The organism is Pseudomonas sp. FG29 (assembly GCF_057809355.1).
The window spans coordinates 1-12,967 of sequence record NZ_JBMDJU010000046.1 but is presented as its reverse complement, the minus strand read 5'-3'; the positions used below and the strand labels follow the sequence as shown (position 1 = coordinate 12,967).

General features: G+C 62.1%; 18 protein-coding genes. 16 read left to right on the top strand and 2 right to left on the bottom strand.

Features of this window, described 5'->3' with window-relative positions:
* Positions 1 to 320: phage major tail tube protein (locus ACODS1_RS23980; RefSeq protein WP_489087624.1), on the top strand; the 320-nt coding region annotated here is incomplete at its 5' end.
* A 67-nt stretch (positions 321 to 387) separates the two neighbouring features.
* On the opposite strand, the gene ACODS1_RS23975 is transcribed toward ACODS1_RS23980, so the two are convergent.
* Entirely contained in the window at positions 388 to 687 is a 300-nt protein-coding gene (locus tag ACODS1_RS23975) for a hypothetical protein (protein WP_489087623.1), read from the bottom strand.
* Positions 688 to 799: 112 nt separating this feature from the next.
* Here ACODS1_RS23975 and ACODS1_RS23970 point away from each other — a divergent pair, with 112 nt between their 5' ends.
* Positions 800 to 1,114 (top strand): phage tail assembly protein, encoded by a 315-nt coding sequence (locus ACODS1_RS23970; protein ID WP_489087622.1) that lies wholly within the window; start codon positions 800 to 802, stop codon positions 1,112 to 1,114.
* 59 nt (positions 1,115 to 1,173) lie between these two features.
* Here the strand turns inward: ACODS1_RS23970 and ACODS1_RS23965 are convergent, their stop codons facing one another.
* On the bottom strand, positions 1,174 to 1,431 hold the full coding sequence (locus ACODS1_RS23965) for a hypothetical protein (protein WP_489087621.1): 258 nt from the start codon (positions 1,429 to 1,431) through the stop codon (positions 1,174 to 1,176).
* Between the two features lie 23 nt (positions 1,432 to 1,454).
* Here ACODS1_RS23965 and ACODS1_RS23960 point away from each other — a divergent pair, with 23 nt between their 5' ends.
* The 14 genes from ACODS1_RS23960 to ACODS1_RS23895 all read left to right on the top strand — a co-directional run.
* A complete protein-coding gene (locus ACODS1_RS23960) occupies positions 1,455 to 4,034 on the top strand; it encodes a phage tail tape measure protein (RefSeq protein ID WP_489087620.1) in 2,580 nt (859 codons plus the stop codon).
* The gene (locus tag ACODS1_RS23955; RefSeq protein WP_489087619.1) at positions 4,034 to 4,927 is read left to right on the top strand and encodes a phage tail protein; all 894 of its coding nucleotides are present in this window, start codon (positions 4,034 to 4,036) and stop codon (positions 4,925 to 4,927) included. Before ACODS1_RS23960 ends, ACODS1_RS23955 begins: the two co-directional genes overlap by 1 nt.
* On the top strand, positions 4,927 to 5,142 hold the full coding sequence (locus ACODS1_RS23950; protein ID WP_489087618.1) for a tail protein X: 216 nt from the start codon (positions 4,927 to 4,929) through the stop codon (positions 5,140 to 5,142). The genes ACODS1_RS23955 and ACODS1_RS23950 overlap by 1 nt, the downstream gene beginning before the upstream one ends.
* Positions 5,130 to 6,251, top strand: a complete 1,122-nt coding sequence (locus ACODS1_RS23945) for a phage late control D family protein (protein ID WP_489087617.1) — start codon at positions 5,130 to 5,132, stop codon at positions 6,249 to 6,251. The genes ACODS1_RS23950 and ACODS1_RS23945 overlap by 13 nt, the downstream gene beginning before the upstream one ends.
* Before the next feature lie 8 nt (positions 6,252 to 6,259).
* Complete coding sequence (locus tag ACODS1_RS23940; RefSeq protein WP_489087616.1) at positions 6,260 to 6,793, top strand: phage baseplate assembly protein V; 534 nt, start codon at positions 6,260 to 6,262, stop codon at positions 6,791 to 6,793.
* Positions 6,794 to 6,878: 85 nt separating this feature from the next.
* Complete coding sequence (locus ACODS1_RS23935) at positions 6,879 to 7,241, top strand: hypothetical protein (protein WP_489087615.1); 363 nt, start codon at positions 6,879 to 6,881, stop codon at positions 7,239 to 7,241.
* Positions 7,242 to 7,305: 64 nt separating this feature from the next.
* A complete protein-coding gene (locus ACODS1_RS23930; protein WP_489087614.1) occupies positions 7,306 to 7,683 on the top strand; it encodes a GPW/gp25 family protein in 378 nt (125 codons plus the stop codon).
* A 4-nt stretch (positions 7,684 to 7,687) separates the two neighbouring features.
* Positions 7,688 to 8,785, top strand: coding sequence for a baseplate assembly protein (locus tag ACODS1_RS23925; RefSeq protein ID WP_489087613.1), 1,098 nt, complete (start codon positions 7,688 to 7,690; stop codon positions 8,783 to 8,785).
* Entirely contained in the window at positions 8,778 to 9,416 is a 639-nt protein-coding gene (locus ACODS1_RS23920) for a phage tail protein I (protein ID WP_489087612.1), read from the top strand. The genes ACODS1_RS23925 and ACODS1_RS23920 overlap by 8 nt, the downstream gene beginning before the upstream one ends.
* Positions 9,416 to 11,128: a phage tail protein gene (locus ACODS1_RS23915; protein WP_489087611.1), complete on the top strand. Its 1,713-nt coding sequence runs from the start codon at positions 9,416 to 9,418 to the stop codon at positions 11,126 to 11,128. Before ACODS1_RS23920 ends, ACODS1_RS23915 begins: the two co-directional genes overlap by 1 nt.
* 1 nt (position 11,129) lies before the next feature.
* Positions 11,130 to 11,702: a hypothetical protein gene (locus tag ACODS1_RS23910; RefSeq protein ID WP_489087610.1), complete on the top strand. Its 573-nt coding sequence runs from the start codon at positions 11,130 to 11,132 to the stop codon at positions 11,700 to 11,702.
* Positions 11,703 to 11,704: 2 nt separating this feature from the next.
* Positions 11,705 to 12,163: a YiiX/YebB-like N1pC/P60 family cysteine hydrolase gene (locus ACODS1_RS23905; RefSeq protein ID WP_489087609.1), complete on the top strand. Its 459-nt coding sequence runs from the start codon at positions 11,705 to 11,707 to the stop codon at positions 12,161 to 12,163.
* 138 nt (positions 12,164 to 12,301) lie between these two features.
* Positions 12,302 to 12,493 (top strand): Com family DNA-binding transcriptional regulator, encoded by a 192-nt coding sequence (locus tag ACODS1_RS23900; protein ID WP_489087608.1) that lies wholly within the window; start codon positions 12,302 to 12,304, stop codon positions 12,491 to 12,493.
* A partial coding sequence (locus ACODS1_RS23895) for a DNA adenine methylase (RefSeq protein ID WP_489087607.1) occupies positions 12,463 to 12,967 on the top strand: 505 nt, incomplete at its 3' end. The genes ACODS1_RS23900 and ACODS1_RS23895, both read left to right, overlap by 31 nt.

Here is a 12,967-nt window from a genome sequence, read left to right as displayed (position 1 = left end):
CCGAGGCCGGTACCAAGCTGGCCAGCCCGTTCAAGGCCGTGCAGTTGCAGTGCCGCAGCAACGTCCAGGTGTTCAATAACGGTGGCCTGGTTAACGAGATCCCGCTGGTGACCTTCCTGACCATCATGCCGAAGGAGTACGGGCTGGGTAGCTTCAAGCCGCGCGACCCGGCGAAGTTCGAGACGCCGTTCTCCGCCATCTACGTGCGCCAGCTCCTGGACGGTCGCGAGGTGTTGCTCCTGGACTACCTGTCGAACATCTTCCGCGTCGATGGTGAGGATCAGTTGGCGACGTATCGCAAGAACATCGGGCAGGCCTAGCCCGAGTGGATCAGGGCCAGGACGGCCCAGCATGGAAGCAGAAGCCCCGCCTAGTGCGGGGCTTCTTTTATTCGCGCTGCAGACTTTCGGGTACGTCACCGAGCAGTTCGAGGCCTTTCAGCGTGATGACGTAAATACCACCGCTCACATGGCGAATGAAGCCCTCACCAGCCAACCAGTCCAGTGTAGCGCCAAGGAAAACCTCATCATTGCTGAGTAGCCGATTAGGGCCGTCGAACTTCCCCATTTCCAAGTTGAACGTATTGGTATTGAGGATGGCTGACTTAGGAAAGCTCTCCCTCACGGTATCGAGGATTTGCCGGGTTAGCTTGTTGAACCGATCTACATTCTGCTCGTGTTTGACCATGTCTTTCCTATACCTGTGTCTGCTTCTCTTTAAACCAGATTAAAAGCCTGTTGGCCGGCCAAGCGCGATGCTCAGGGCTCCTTTCGGAAACCCATCACCCGGAGCAACGAACATGGCTGAAGCCCTGCACATTCCCCTCAAGTTCCCCTTCACCGGCGGTGCGGGCAACCGTATCGACAAACTGCCCATTCGCCGCCTCAAGCGCAAGGACATTGCCGCCGCTCAGCAGCATGCCAAGAGCGAAGCGGAGCTGGAGGATCACCTGTCGGCCAAGATGACCGGCCTGACCCTGGAAGACTTGGGTGAGCTGGACATTGCCGACTCGCGCACGGTGACCGAGGTGTTTCGGGAAGTGGTTGGCGGCGGAGACGGTTCTGCAGTCCTGGGACGAGGCGCTGCTGCTCGTGCTGCGGATGCAGCCGAGTGAGATAGCCGAGCTGGAGATGGAGGACTACTGGCGGTGGTGCGAGGTGTGCGAGCGGGAGATCAACCGCCGGATCGAGCACGCTGAACGGCTGAACCAGCGGTAGCCAGCAGGCCAGCCACCAGCCCTACCAAAAATGCGCCGCCCGCTGCCAAGGGGGCGGCCACCAGCATCAGCAACGGCAGCCCCAGGCAGAACGCCAGCACCGCACCCAGCAGCGGCAGCTTCGCCAGGCACAACCAGGCGAGCGCAACCACGCACCCGGTGATGACCAGGGCGTAGAGAGCGCGGGAAGTCTGGGTGGCAACGTTTTCAAACATGCTTGCAGCGTAGCAAATAAACCATGGCGAACGAAGTTCTAGTCGGCCTCAAGATTGGTGCGGTAGTCAGTGGCTCGCTGCATGCCGCGTTCGGTTCTGCACGCTCCACTGTGCAGCAGCTCGGGCGCGCCACCGATGGCCTGACCCTCAAACAGAAGGAACTGGGCGACGTTATCCGCCGGCAGATGGGTACGCTCGCGCCCAGCACCCTGGCCGCTCTGAATCGCGACTACGAGAAGATCGGCCGCACCATCGACCAGCTCAAGGTCAAGCAGGACAAGCTGACGGCCAGCATTGCGCGAGGTGAGGTGCTGAAGGATCGCCGGGCTGAGCTGCGCGGCCAGTTTATGGAGACAGCGGGTACCGGTGCCGCCCTCGGTGCGCCGCTGGCATTGGCCGGGCGCACTGCCATGGAGTTCAAGGATCGCACCAACGATATCGCCATCACCGGGGGCTTCAGCGCAGCCGAGGAAGTGCAGCTCGGCAACACGTTGCGTGCATCCGCGCTGAAGTGGAACCAGACCCAGATGGACATGGCAGCTGGTGCCCAGGTGTTGATCGCCGGGGGCATCTCAAACGTCCAGGAGCTGGCGGCCTACGCGCCGGTAATGGCCAAGGCAGCCACCGCCACGCGGGCCAGCATGGATGACCTGGGTTCGGTGGCCATTGCGCTGAATGACAACCTGAAGATCGGCGCCTCGGGCCTTGAACGCTCGATGAACATGCTGGCCTTCGCCGGTAAGAGTGGCCAGTTCGAGCTGACCGACATGGCCAAGTGGCTGCCACAGCTCACTCCGCAGTTTGCTGCCCTGGGCGTGACCGGCGAGAAGGCCGTGGCAGAGATCGGCGCCTCCCTGCAGATTGCTCGGCGCGGTGCCGGCACCAACGACGAGGCGGCCAACAACTTCAAGAACTTCCTTTCCAAACTCACCGCGAAGGACACGCTGAAGTCCTTCGAGGGTGCGGGCATTGACCTGCAAACGAGCATGAAAGACCTGGTGGCCAATGGGCTGACACCCGTCCAGGCCATGCTGGAGGTGGTGACGCAGTACGTGGGCAGCAAAGGCCCAGCAGCGGCTGGCGAGTTCCAGAAGGCCATGGCCATGAAGGACGAGGCCGAAAGCCAAGCCGCGATGGCCAGGCTGAGTGAAGCCTACAAGCTAGGCGAGCTGTTTGCCGACCAGCAGGTGCTGTCCTTCCTGCGGCCTGCCCTCGCCAATCGGGCCGACCTGGCGTCCATCCAGCAGGGCAGTATCGACGCCGCCGACAAGGGCGTGCTCGATGCCGATTGGAAGAAACGCATGGAGAGCCCCAGGGAGCAGCTCAAGGCGCTGACCACCAACCTCTCCGAGCTGGGCATCTCCGTAGGCAGCGTGCTGCTGCCGGCCCTGGTAGATGTCACCCAGGCCGCCATTCCCTTGGTGAAAGGCTTTTCCGACTGGGCCGGTGAGAACCCTGCTCTGGTCAAGGGCATCGTCGGCCTGGTGGGTGGCTTGCTAGCCGGAAAGTTGGCCTTCATAGGCGTGGCCTACGGTGCCAACCTGGCGATATCGCCCGTAGTTGGCCTGGCGACTACATTCCTCTCGCTTTCAGCCAAGTGGACGCTATTGCGGGGTATGTGGCAGGCCGGCAAGTTCGCCCCGATGATCACCGGGCTGATCAAGATAGGTTCCGGATTGCGCTGGATGGGCGGTGCCCTGCTGACCACGGTTCGCTATGGTGGACTGTTCCTGCGGGGCTTTGTCATGGCTTTCGGGATGCCGCTTCTGATGATGGCGAGAGGCGCTTTGTTCCTGGGAAAAATCCTTGGCGGAACGCTGCTCTATGGTCTGCAGGTTGTTGGGCAGGCAGTGCTGTGGCTGGGGCGGGCGCTATTGATGAACCCCATCGGTCTGCTGATCACCGGCATCGCCTTGGGCGCCTACCTTATCTACCGCTACTGGGAGCCAATCAAGGGCTTCTTCGGCGGCTTGTGGAATGAGATCAAGGCCGGCTTCAGCGGCGGGCTGTCGGGTATTGCTACCACCATTCTCAACTTCACCCCGCTTGGGCTGTTCTATCGGGCGTTCGCCGGGGTGATGAGCTACTTCGGGATCGAGCTGCCCGGCAAGTTCAGCGAGTTCGGCAGCATGGTCATCAGTGGCCTGGTCAGCGGTATGACGGCCAAGCTCAGCGCGGCCAGGGACACGGTGGTCAGCTTCGGCAGCTCGATCAAGGGCTGGTTCACCGAGACACTGGGCATTCACTCGCCCAGCCGAGTGTTCATGGGTTACGGCGCCAACATCTCCGAAGGTGCAGCGCTGGGCATCACCAGCCAGGCCGGCCTGGTGCGCAAGGCTGCCCTGGGCATGGCCGAAGGCAGCCAGGTGCCCTTGGGGGCGCCCAACATGGCGGCGGTCAGCCGGGCATCGGCCCTGGCTGGTGGTGCCGCCGGTGCCGGCGGCGGCATGACCGTGCACTTTAGCCCGACCATCCAGGTGCATGGCGGTGGTGATGTAGGCAACCAGGTGCGCCAGGCCATGACGCTCAGTTTTGCCGAGTTCGAGCGATTGATGCAGCGCTACCAGCAAGGTATGGCGCGGCGTAGTTACGGAGATATCTGATGACCTGGGGCGTGTTGGGCGAGATCGAGTTCGAGGTGCTGAGCCACCCTTCGGCACAATCGGAGCGTACCTCGGCGGACTATGCAGAGCATGCCCGTCTGCAGGGAAAGCCGCTGTTGCAATGGGTGGGTGATGGGCTGGACGAGCTGACCTTGGAGATTGCCCTGCATGTGGCGGTTGGCGACCCCGAGGAGCAAGTGCGCCAGTTAAAGGCCGCCAAATCAGCGCATGAACCGTTGCCCTATGTGCTGGGCAGTGGCGACTTCCGGGGTATTTATCTGATTACCGCCCTGGACGTGACCACCCGCAAGACGGACTACGCCGGCAGACTGTTCGCTGCCCAGCTTAGCCTGAGCTTGCGCGAGTACACCGGCAAATACACCAAGCCGTTGCCGGTTCCGCTTGGCTTGCGCAATAGCCTGCAGGCGAACACCAGTGCCTTGGCCTTGCCGTTGGAGCAGGTGACGGCCGGCACCAAGCCGTTGGTGACTGCCGCGCAGCAGGCGCTGGGCTATGCCCGCACCGCTGGCAGCCTGGTGCGCTCAGGCCTGGATGCCTTCCAGCTGGTGCGCGACATGCAAGGCAGCCCCTTGGCCATGCTCAACCGCCTGCCTGGCTTGGTCGGCGCTGCTCGCCAGATGCTGGAGCCGTTGGGCAGCCTGCAAGATGTTGCAGCCTTGCTTGATGGCGGTGCCGACCTGGTGCAACTGGGTGCCAATGCGGCCAGTGATGTGGGCCAGGCCATCTCGGCTCTCGACGGTGTTGCCGAGGCGAGCGTCGAGGCCCAGGTGAGATACGCGACCACCCGCATCGAGCAGGCCATGACGCGCATGGAAAGTAGCGCCCCGCGCCTGGCCGGCCTGGCCTCTGACCTGATTACCCGGAGGGCTTGATGGCCGACACCTACATTCCGCACATCACCACCGAGGGTGAGCGCTGGGATCAGCTCGCCTACCGTTACTACGGCTCGGCCTACCGCTATGACCCGATCATCCGAGCCAACCCGCATGTGCCGCTGGCCATGGCGCTGCCGGCCGGCTTGGAGCTACGCATTCCGCTGCTCGATGTCGAAGCCGCCACTGAGGATCTGCCGCCGTGGATGCGTTGACCGAAAACCAGGTGCCCAGCGCGTACTACTCGTTGAGCTACCAGAACCGCAACATCACTCGCGATGTCAGCGAGCACATCCTGGAGTTGGAGTACCAGGACTTCCTGGCGGGCGAATCGGACTCGTTGAATGTCGTGCTGGAGGATGTTGATGGCAAGTGGATCGACGCTTGGTATCCGGGGCACGGCGACACACTGACACTCTCGGTCGGTTGGGCCGGCCACGCGCCTCGCGCCCTGGGCAGCTTCGAGATCGATGACATCGAGATTGACCTGGCGCCTTCGGTGGTGACCATTCGCGCCCTGGCCGCCAGCATCAACTCGGCGGTGCGTACCCAGCAGCACCGGGCCTACGAGAACACCACCTTGGCGGCAGTCGCTGCCCAGGTGGCTGCGCGCCAGGGCCTGCGGCTGGTGGGCAAGATCGAGCCGATCAAGCTGGATAGGCTGACCCAGCAGGAAGGCGACCTGGCCTTCCTGGCCAAGCTGGCCGAAGAGTATGACTACGCCTTCAAGGTGGTTGGCAGCACGCTCGCCTTCCATGCCATCGCGGATCTGGCAGCGGCGGCTCCGGTGGCCACCCTCACGCTGAAGGATCTGGCAGGCGGTCGCCTGCGTGACCAGATCAAGCAAGTGCCGGCCAAGGCGACGGTCAAGCACAAAGACCCGGCCACCAAGCAGTTGGTCAGCTACACCGTCGAGAATGGCCAGACGGTGGCCGTGCCCAGCAGTGCCAGCGGCAAGACCACCAGTGCCGACACCCGCAAGCGCCGCTCGCGCAGCGTCTCTGCCGAGGTGGCCAAGGCGAAGGCCAAGGCCGAAGTGGCCAGAGCCAACCGCGAACGCACCACGGGCAACTGGTCGATGATGGGCCGGCCCTATGTGGTCAGCGGCAGTGTGCTGGGCCTGCAGGCGCCGGGCGTGCTCGGAGGCAACTACCTGGTGGTGAACAGTCGACACCGCTTTACCCGCTCCGGTGGCTACAGCTCGGAGCAGCAAGTCTGCCGGGTTACTGCGCCTGCTATTTCTCTCACCCTGGATGCCACCAAGCCCGACCAGGAGCTGATCGCCTATGGCATCGACTCCGGCTCGGCGGTGGCCACCGCATAGGAGGCAGCATGCCTGTCGAGTTGGAGTACGGTGAAGTCAGCGCCGTGGATTACAAGGGCTGCCGCATCCGCGTGCGCCTGGATGAGCGCGACGGGGTGCAGAGCTACTGGCTCAACGTACCGCAACGGCACACCCAGGGCACGAAGAGCCGGCCGCTGCTGCCGGAGCTGGGCGAACAGGTGGCGGTGCTGCTCGATGCCGACGGCGTCGGCGGTGTGTACCTGGGCGGAGTTTACTCGACCGCCGAGCCGCCGCCCGTGGTCGACCAGGACACCAACTACGTGCGCTTCAGCGACGGCACGGTGGTGACCTACAACCGGGCGGCGCATGTGCTGGCGGTGGATTGCGTGGGGGCGACCACGCTCAAGTGTGGCCAGGGGTTAAGTGTGGAGACTGGGGCTCCGGTGACCGTGAAAGCCCCGGCAGTGACCCTGGACGCTGCGCAGACAACCCTGCAGGGCAACCTGCAGGTTAATGGCGACGTCAACGCAACCGGCACGATCATGGATGCTGGCGGCAATTCGAACCACCACACCCACTAACCGGTAGATGCAGACGGTTCAATCTCTTAACCTTCAAAGATCATAGGCGTAGCGCGAGGGCGGACACGTGGAAAACCCAAGATCTTTGAGCCTGAGTATCCAGGCTAATAGTGAAGAACAGCTTAGAAAGCTACTCGACCTGGCTATTTCCGAACTAGATCGCATCTTCAAGGGTAAAAACTGCACTTGGGCAGCTGCAGAAGGAGCGGTCGTGGAGTCAGAGGTGAACGGCACCATGGGAGGCTTCTATCTTGGCTATATGCTTGGTACTCCAGCACTGATTGATTGTCGGAACCAGCTACTTAAGGACGGCTACAGATTGCAGGAGTCCACTGCTTTCGGTCTAGATGACTTCGATGTCTATGAGCACCCTGAAACTGGTGACACAAAGCGGCTGTACTTTCACCCAGCCAGAGTGGCAGATAACGCCGGAAACAATGATCTATAGCCCGTGCAGTTCTCTTTAAACCTGATTAAAAGCCGGCGCCTGCCGGCTTTCTCATTATGGGCGCATGACTACGCCCATCGCCTACACCAGCATCACCTCCGCCCACTGGCAGCCGGCCCTCGGCACGGCCGGTGAGGCGGTGCAGGGCCTGAGCGATATCGACCAGGCCATCCGCATCATCCTCACCACGCCGCGTGGCAGCGACCCACACCGCCCCGAGTTCGGCAGCGACCTGCACAACTACATCGACTGGCCCGTCAACCGGGTGGTGCCGCACCTGGTGCGCGAGGCTGTGACTGCGCTGCGCCTGTGGGAGCCGCGCATGGAGGTGGTTCAGGTTGAGGCGCAGATCGACGGCAGCCACGTCACCCTGCGCGTGAAGTGGCAGGTGGCAGGCGGCGTTGTACAGCAGACCGAGGTGCCCTATGCCAACGCCACCTGAGTTCGTGAAGATCGACCCCGCCGCCATCGAGGCCGACCTAGTTGCCCGTTACGAGGCCAAGAGCGGCAAGACGCTTTACCCCGCGCAGATCGAGCGCCTGTTCATCGACCAGATTGCCTACGCCAAGACTTTGGCCCTGTCCGCCATCCAGAACGCGGGCGAAAAGCTCCTGGTGCGTTTCTCCGGCGGGCCGATCCTCGATTACCTGGGAGAGCTGGTCGGCACACCGCGCCTGCAGGCGCAGCCAGCGCGCTGTACCCAGGTATTTACGCTGCCATCCGTTCAGGCCAGCGCAGTCATCCTCAAGGCCGGCACCCGTGTGGCGACGCTTGATGGCAAGTTGTTCTTCTATACCGAGTCTCCCCTGAGCATTCCGGCGGGCCAGTTGGAGGGCAGCGCCACCATTATTTGCGAGACGCCCGGTGAGGTCGGCAACGGCTGGGCGCTGGGGCAGGTTTCAACCGTGGTCGCCCCTCCGATTGAGGGCATAACGACCCGAAACATGACCGTATCAGCCGATGGTGCTGAACAGGAAGAGGACGAGCCCTATATCGAGCGCATCATCCTGGCACCGGAGAGTTTCAGCACTGCCGGCACCGAGGGCGGGTATATCTACCATGCCCGTGCCGCCCACCAGGACATCGTTGATGTGGCAGTTCGCGGTGGCGAGCAAGACCCGACCGTGCCTGATGGCGAGGTATGGGTCTACCCATTGACGAAGACCGGCCTGCCCAGCGCTGAGCTACTGGCCTTGGTGCAAGCCAACATCAGCCCGAAGAAGAAGCGGCCACTCACGGACAAGGTTTCAGCCAAGCTCCCGGTGGAAGTACCGTTTGTGCTCGATGCCAGCCTGGAGCTGTACGAGGACGCTGACGAGGAAACCACGCTGGCCGCAGCTCAGGCTGCAGCGGTGGCTTACACCGCCACTCTTCGAGCCCGCATGGGCGTCGATATCGTACCGGAGCAGATCATTGCCAAGCTGCAGGTGAGCGGCGTGTATCGCGTGCATCTCGCCTCGCCGGCCTATCGCACTGTGGAAGGCCATGAATGGGCCAACTGTACGGAGATTTCCCTACCGCTGTTTGGGGCAGCACATGGCTGACCTGCAGCTACCTCCCGCCCTGGCCAGCGACGAGCGCTTCACGCTGCTCTGCGAACTGCTCCAGGAAGAGATGGCCAGCCTCGATATCAACGCCATGTTGGTCTACCTGATCGACGTGGTGCCGGCTCAGGTACTGCCATACCTGGCTGACCAGTTTCATGTTTCCGGGCTGGAGGGTTGGCGCTTTGCCCGTACCGTCCAGGAGCGCCGCAGTCTGATCAAGCGCGCTGTGGAGCTGCACCGATTCAAGGGCACTGGCTGGGCGGTCGAGCAGGTGTTGGTGACGCTGGGCCTTGAAGGGCGGGTGTTGGAGTGGTTTGAGTACGGCGGTGAGCCGTACTACTTCCGTGTCGACGTCGACCTGGTGGATCGGGGTATCGACGATGCCACCTATGAGGCCCTCAACACGTTGATCCTGGAATACAAGAACAAGCGCTCGCGCCTCGACTCGCTGACGGTATCTCTGACCAATAGCTCTGCCGTGCCGGTGATCGCCGCCGCGATACTCAGCGGCGAGCACACCACTATTTATCCCTTACAGCTCGATGGCATCGAGCAGACCAACCCGGTATTCATCGGTGCGGGGCTGCACAGCATCGAGCGCACTGTTATCTACCCGCTGGAGGCATGATGGCTCAGGAGTTCTATACCATCCTCACCAACGCTGGCCTGGCCTATGAGGCCCAGTGCAAGGCCAACCAGGTGCCGATCAAACTCACTCACATGGCGGTTGGAGATGGCAATGGCGCTGTCTATAACCCAGGCCCGGACGCCACAGCACTGCGCCGCGAGACCCACCGCCAGGCGATTAATGCGCTCCTGCAGGATGAGGATAATCCGACCTGGCTCAACGCAGAGGCATTCCTGCCTCCGGAAGTAGGCGGCTGGACGATTCGCGAGGTCGGCATCTTCACTGATACCGGCATTCTCTACTCCATCGGCAAGTACCCGGAGAGCGTCAAGCCCATCCTGGATTCGGGCTCATCCAAGCAGTTCTATGTCACCGCCATCTTCCAGACCAGCAACGCCGCCATCGTTAATCTGGTGGTGGACAACACGGTAGTGATGGCCTCCCGCGCTTTCGTCCTTGATCATGTCAAGACTGAACTGGCCAAGCTCGATGCCAAGAACAGCGTCAAGGTGGCTACAACTGCCAACCTGGGCGCGCTGTCTGGTTTGCTCACCATTGACGGTGTGGCTCTTGCGGCCGGCGACCGTGCCCTGGTGAAGGATCAGGCCGATGCGAAGACCAACGGTATCTACGTTGTTGCAGCCGGTGCCTGGTCACGTGCCCAGGATGCCGATGCCAGCATCGAGGTTACGCCAGGGCTGCTAGTGACAGTTGAGCAGGGCGCGAACCAGGGCGACAGCATTTGGCAACTGGTAACCGACGCCCCCATTGTGCTCGGAACCACCGCCCTGACTTTTGAGATCGTCGCTGGCCCATCGGGTGTAGTAGCTGGCACCTATCGTTCTGTTTCGGTCGATAAGCGTGGGCGGGTGACCGGCGGGAGCAACCCGACCACCTTGGCTGGCTATGGCATTGCCGACGCCGTCGCGCTAGGTCAGGCCGGCGTCGCGTCGGCTGCAGCGCCGGCTGCGAACATCGACACCTTGGTTATCAATGGCGTCTTCATCGTCACCGCCTCAACGCTTGGCACGCCTCCGGCTGTCGGCATGATCGGCACCGTGCAGCACTATGAGCGGGGTAGCTCTGGTGGTAGACACCAGCTCTTCATGGATTCGTTCGGAAACGTCTACAAGCGCAGCCAGTGGTCTGGTAGTGCGTGGTCAACGTGGACGGTATTGGTTACGGGCGACGATGAGGCAACGCTGCCAGAAGCGGAAGCCGGAACTGCAACCAAGCGCTGGATGTCTCCGCTGCGCGTATTCCAAGCCCTGCGCTCAACAGCAGCGAACGCCACTGAGTTGCTACGTGGTGTGCTACGCATCGCCACGCAGGACGAAGTTGAGTCCGGGGCTCTGGATAACGTTGCAGTGACGCCGAAAAAATTGCGTCAGGGCTTCTCATGCTTGCTTGCCGTGAATGGTTACATCGCGCTGCCAACATGGCTCGGCGGGCTGATCGCAAACTGGGGCTATGCCGACATCACAACCAACTCAACGGGCGGAACAACTACCGTCACGCTGGCACACGCCTACCCAACTGAACACTGGGGGGCTGTGGGCAATTACAAGCGCAATGCAATCGTCAGTGACTCATTCCCGGTTAACACCTTCCCCACCAGCCTCAGTACTTTGACCGTCTCGCTCGACGCGGCGACGAGCAGCGGCACGCCAACGGGCGCGCAACAGGCTTTCTACATCTCACTGGGTAAATGACATGGAATACTTCTTCTGCCCCGCGACCAAGGGTCTATACCCCGGCAACGTTACAGGCGATGCTATTGGACAGCCCGTCGTCAAAATCACCAAAGAGCGGTACATCGAGCTAGCCGGCCGACAACTTGAAGCGGACGGAGACGGCAATCCTGTGCTGGCCAGCACCGTCTACATTCCCACCGAGTTCGATCTGTGTGCTCGTATTGATGCGGCTGCTGATCGAGCCCGTCGCGCCGTCGCAGGCGACCCGCTTCGCGCCGTGGAGTATGACCGCGCCCGGCTGCAGGCCGAGCAGTTCGCCGCTGCTGACTATCAGGGCGAAGTGCCTGCCATGGTCGCCGCCTGGGCCATCAACGGCCGTACGGCACAGCAGGCAGCCGATAGCATCCTGCAGGAGGCTGCACAGTACACCGCCGCTCTGGAGCTGCTGCGTGCCACACGTCTTGCGGCGAAAGAACAAGTCCGCACCTTGATGGCCACCGACCAGGTCGCATTGGCCCAGCAGCTCACCGAGCAGACCATAGCTGGAATAGATGCCGCCGTTGCGGGTGTCGGTAACAATTCGGGGGCATAGCGATGGCGAGCATTCAACTGCTGTTCAGTACCACGCGCCACCCGTTCAGCGGCCTGATCCGTGCGGTTACCTGGTCACGCTGGAGCCATGTGGCTCTGGTGTCAGGGTCTCATGTGATCGAGGCCGTCGCGCTGGAAGGGGTGAGGCAGGTAGCCAAGTCGTATGCCATCCAGCGGGCCTCGGCGTACTGCCTGGTAGACCTGCCAGCGAACAACCCGGAAGCGATCATTGATGTGGCCAGAAGCCAGATCGGCAAGCCTTACGACTGGACTGCCATCGCAGGCCTCGGCCTGCGCCGTGACTGGCAGGAGGATGATGCATGGTTCTGCTCGGAGCTGGTGGCCTGGGCCGCCGATCAGGCGGGGGAGCCTTGGTTCCGACAGGAGTCTCTGCGGCGTGTGACACCGCAGCATCTGTGGATGCTGCCGCCGGAGCGCTGGTTCGCCCAGTCGATGCAATAAGAAGAGGGCGATCAGTCCAGGTGCGGGAACACCTGTGCTGATCGCCGACCTGCAGATCAGGCCTGCAAGCCAGCCGAGGCCCCCTGCTCACGCGTGAGCGGCGGGGAGCCTACCAGAAGCACAAAAGGTTTGCAGAATATGCAAGACATTCGTTGCGGCCACTGTGGCCGCAAGCTGGCAACCGCCAGTGGATTCACCGAACTCCAGATCAAGTGTCCGCGCTGCCGGACACTGAACCACCTGAAGGCCGAGAGCCTCTTGCAACCGCCATCGAGCGCACCAAGCCATCAGGAGGCTCCATGTCCGCACAACCGATCATCCCCTGGATAGGTGGCAAGCGCCGCCTTGCAGACCGGATATTCCCTTTGTTCCCTCAGCACAGCTGCTACGTCGAGCCGTTCGCCGGAGGCGCAGCGCTGTTCTTCCTCCGGCCGGTACCGGCGGAGGTGGAGGTGCTGAACGATGTGAACGGCGAGTTGGTGAACCTCTACAGGGTGGTACAGAACCACTTGGAGGAGTTCGTCAGGCAATTCAAGTGGGCGCTTAGCAGCCGCCAGGTCTTCAAGTGGCTGCAGATCACTCGGCCGGAGACACTGACCGACATCCAGCGTGCAGCCAGGTTCTACTACCTGCAGCAGAGCGCTTTCGGTGGCCGCGTGGATGGCCAGACCTACGGCACCGCGACCACAACGCCGCCCGGGCTCAACCTGCTAAGACTGGAGGAGAACTTGTCTGCAGCTCACCTTCGGCTCAGCAGCACCTACATCGAGCATCTGAGCTGGCAGGAGGTCATGAAGAAGTACG

Coding starts and splice junctions, on each gene's coding strand:
- ACODS1_RS23915 (WP_489087611.1), top strand. CDS start 9,416: ATGGCTCAGGAGTTCTATACCATCCTCACCAACGCTGGCCTGGCCTAT.
- ACODS1_RS23940 (WP_489087616.1), top strand. CDS start 6,260: ATGCCTGTCGAGTTGGAGTACGGTGAAGTCAGCGCCGTGGATTACAAG.
- ACODS1_RS23910 (WP_489087610.1), top strand. CDS start 11,130: ATGGAATACTTCTTCTGCCCCGCGACCAAGGGTCTATACCCCGGCAAC.
- ACODS1_RS23905 (WP_489087609.1), top strand. CDS start 11,705: ATGGCGAGCATTCAACTGCTGTTCAGTACCACGCGCCACCCGTTCAGC.
- ACODS1_RS23975 (WP_489087623.1), bottom strand. CDS start 687: ATGGTCAAACACGAGCAGAATGTAGATCGGTTCAACAAGCTAACCCGG.
- ACODS1_RS23920 (WP_489087612.1), top strand. CDS start 8,778: ATGGCTGACCTGCAGCTACCTCCCGCCCTGGCCAGCGACGAGCGCTTC.
- ACODS1_RS23955 (WP_489087619.1), top strand. CDS start 4,034: ATGACCTGGGGCGTGTTGGGCGAGATCGAGTTCGAGGTGCTGAGCCAC.
- ACODS1_RS23930 (WP_489087614.1), top strand. CDS start 7,306: ATGACTACGCCCATCGCCTACACCAGCATCACCTCCGCCCACTGGCAG.
- ACODS1_RS23950 (WP_489087618.1), top strand. CDS start 4,927: ATGGCCGACACCTACATTCCGCACATCACCACCGAGGGTGAGCGCTGG.
- ACODS1_RS23970 (WP_489087622.1), top strand. CDS start 800: ATGGCTGAAGCCCTGCACATTCCCCTCAAGTTCCCCTTCACCGGCGGT.
- ACODS1_RS23965 (WP_489087621.1), bottom strand. CDS start 1,431: ATGTTTGAAAACGTTGCCACCCAGACTTCCCGCGCTCTCTACGCCCTG.
- ACODS1_RS23960 (WP_489087620.1), top strand. CDS start 1,455: ATGGCGAACGAAGTTCTAGTCGGCCTCAAGATTGGTGCGGTAGTCAGT.
- ACODS1_RS23900 (WP_489087608.1), top strand. CDS start 12,302: ATGCAAGACATTCGTTGCGGCCACTGTGGCCGCAAGCTGGCAACCGCC.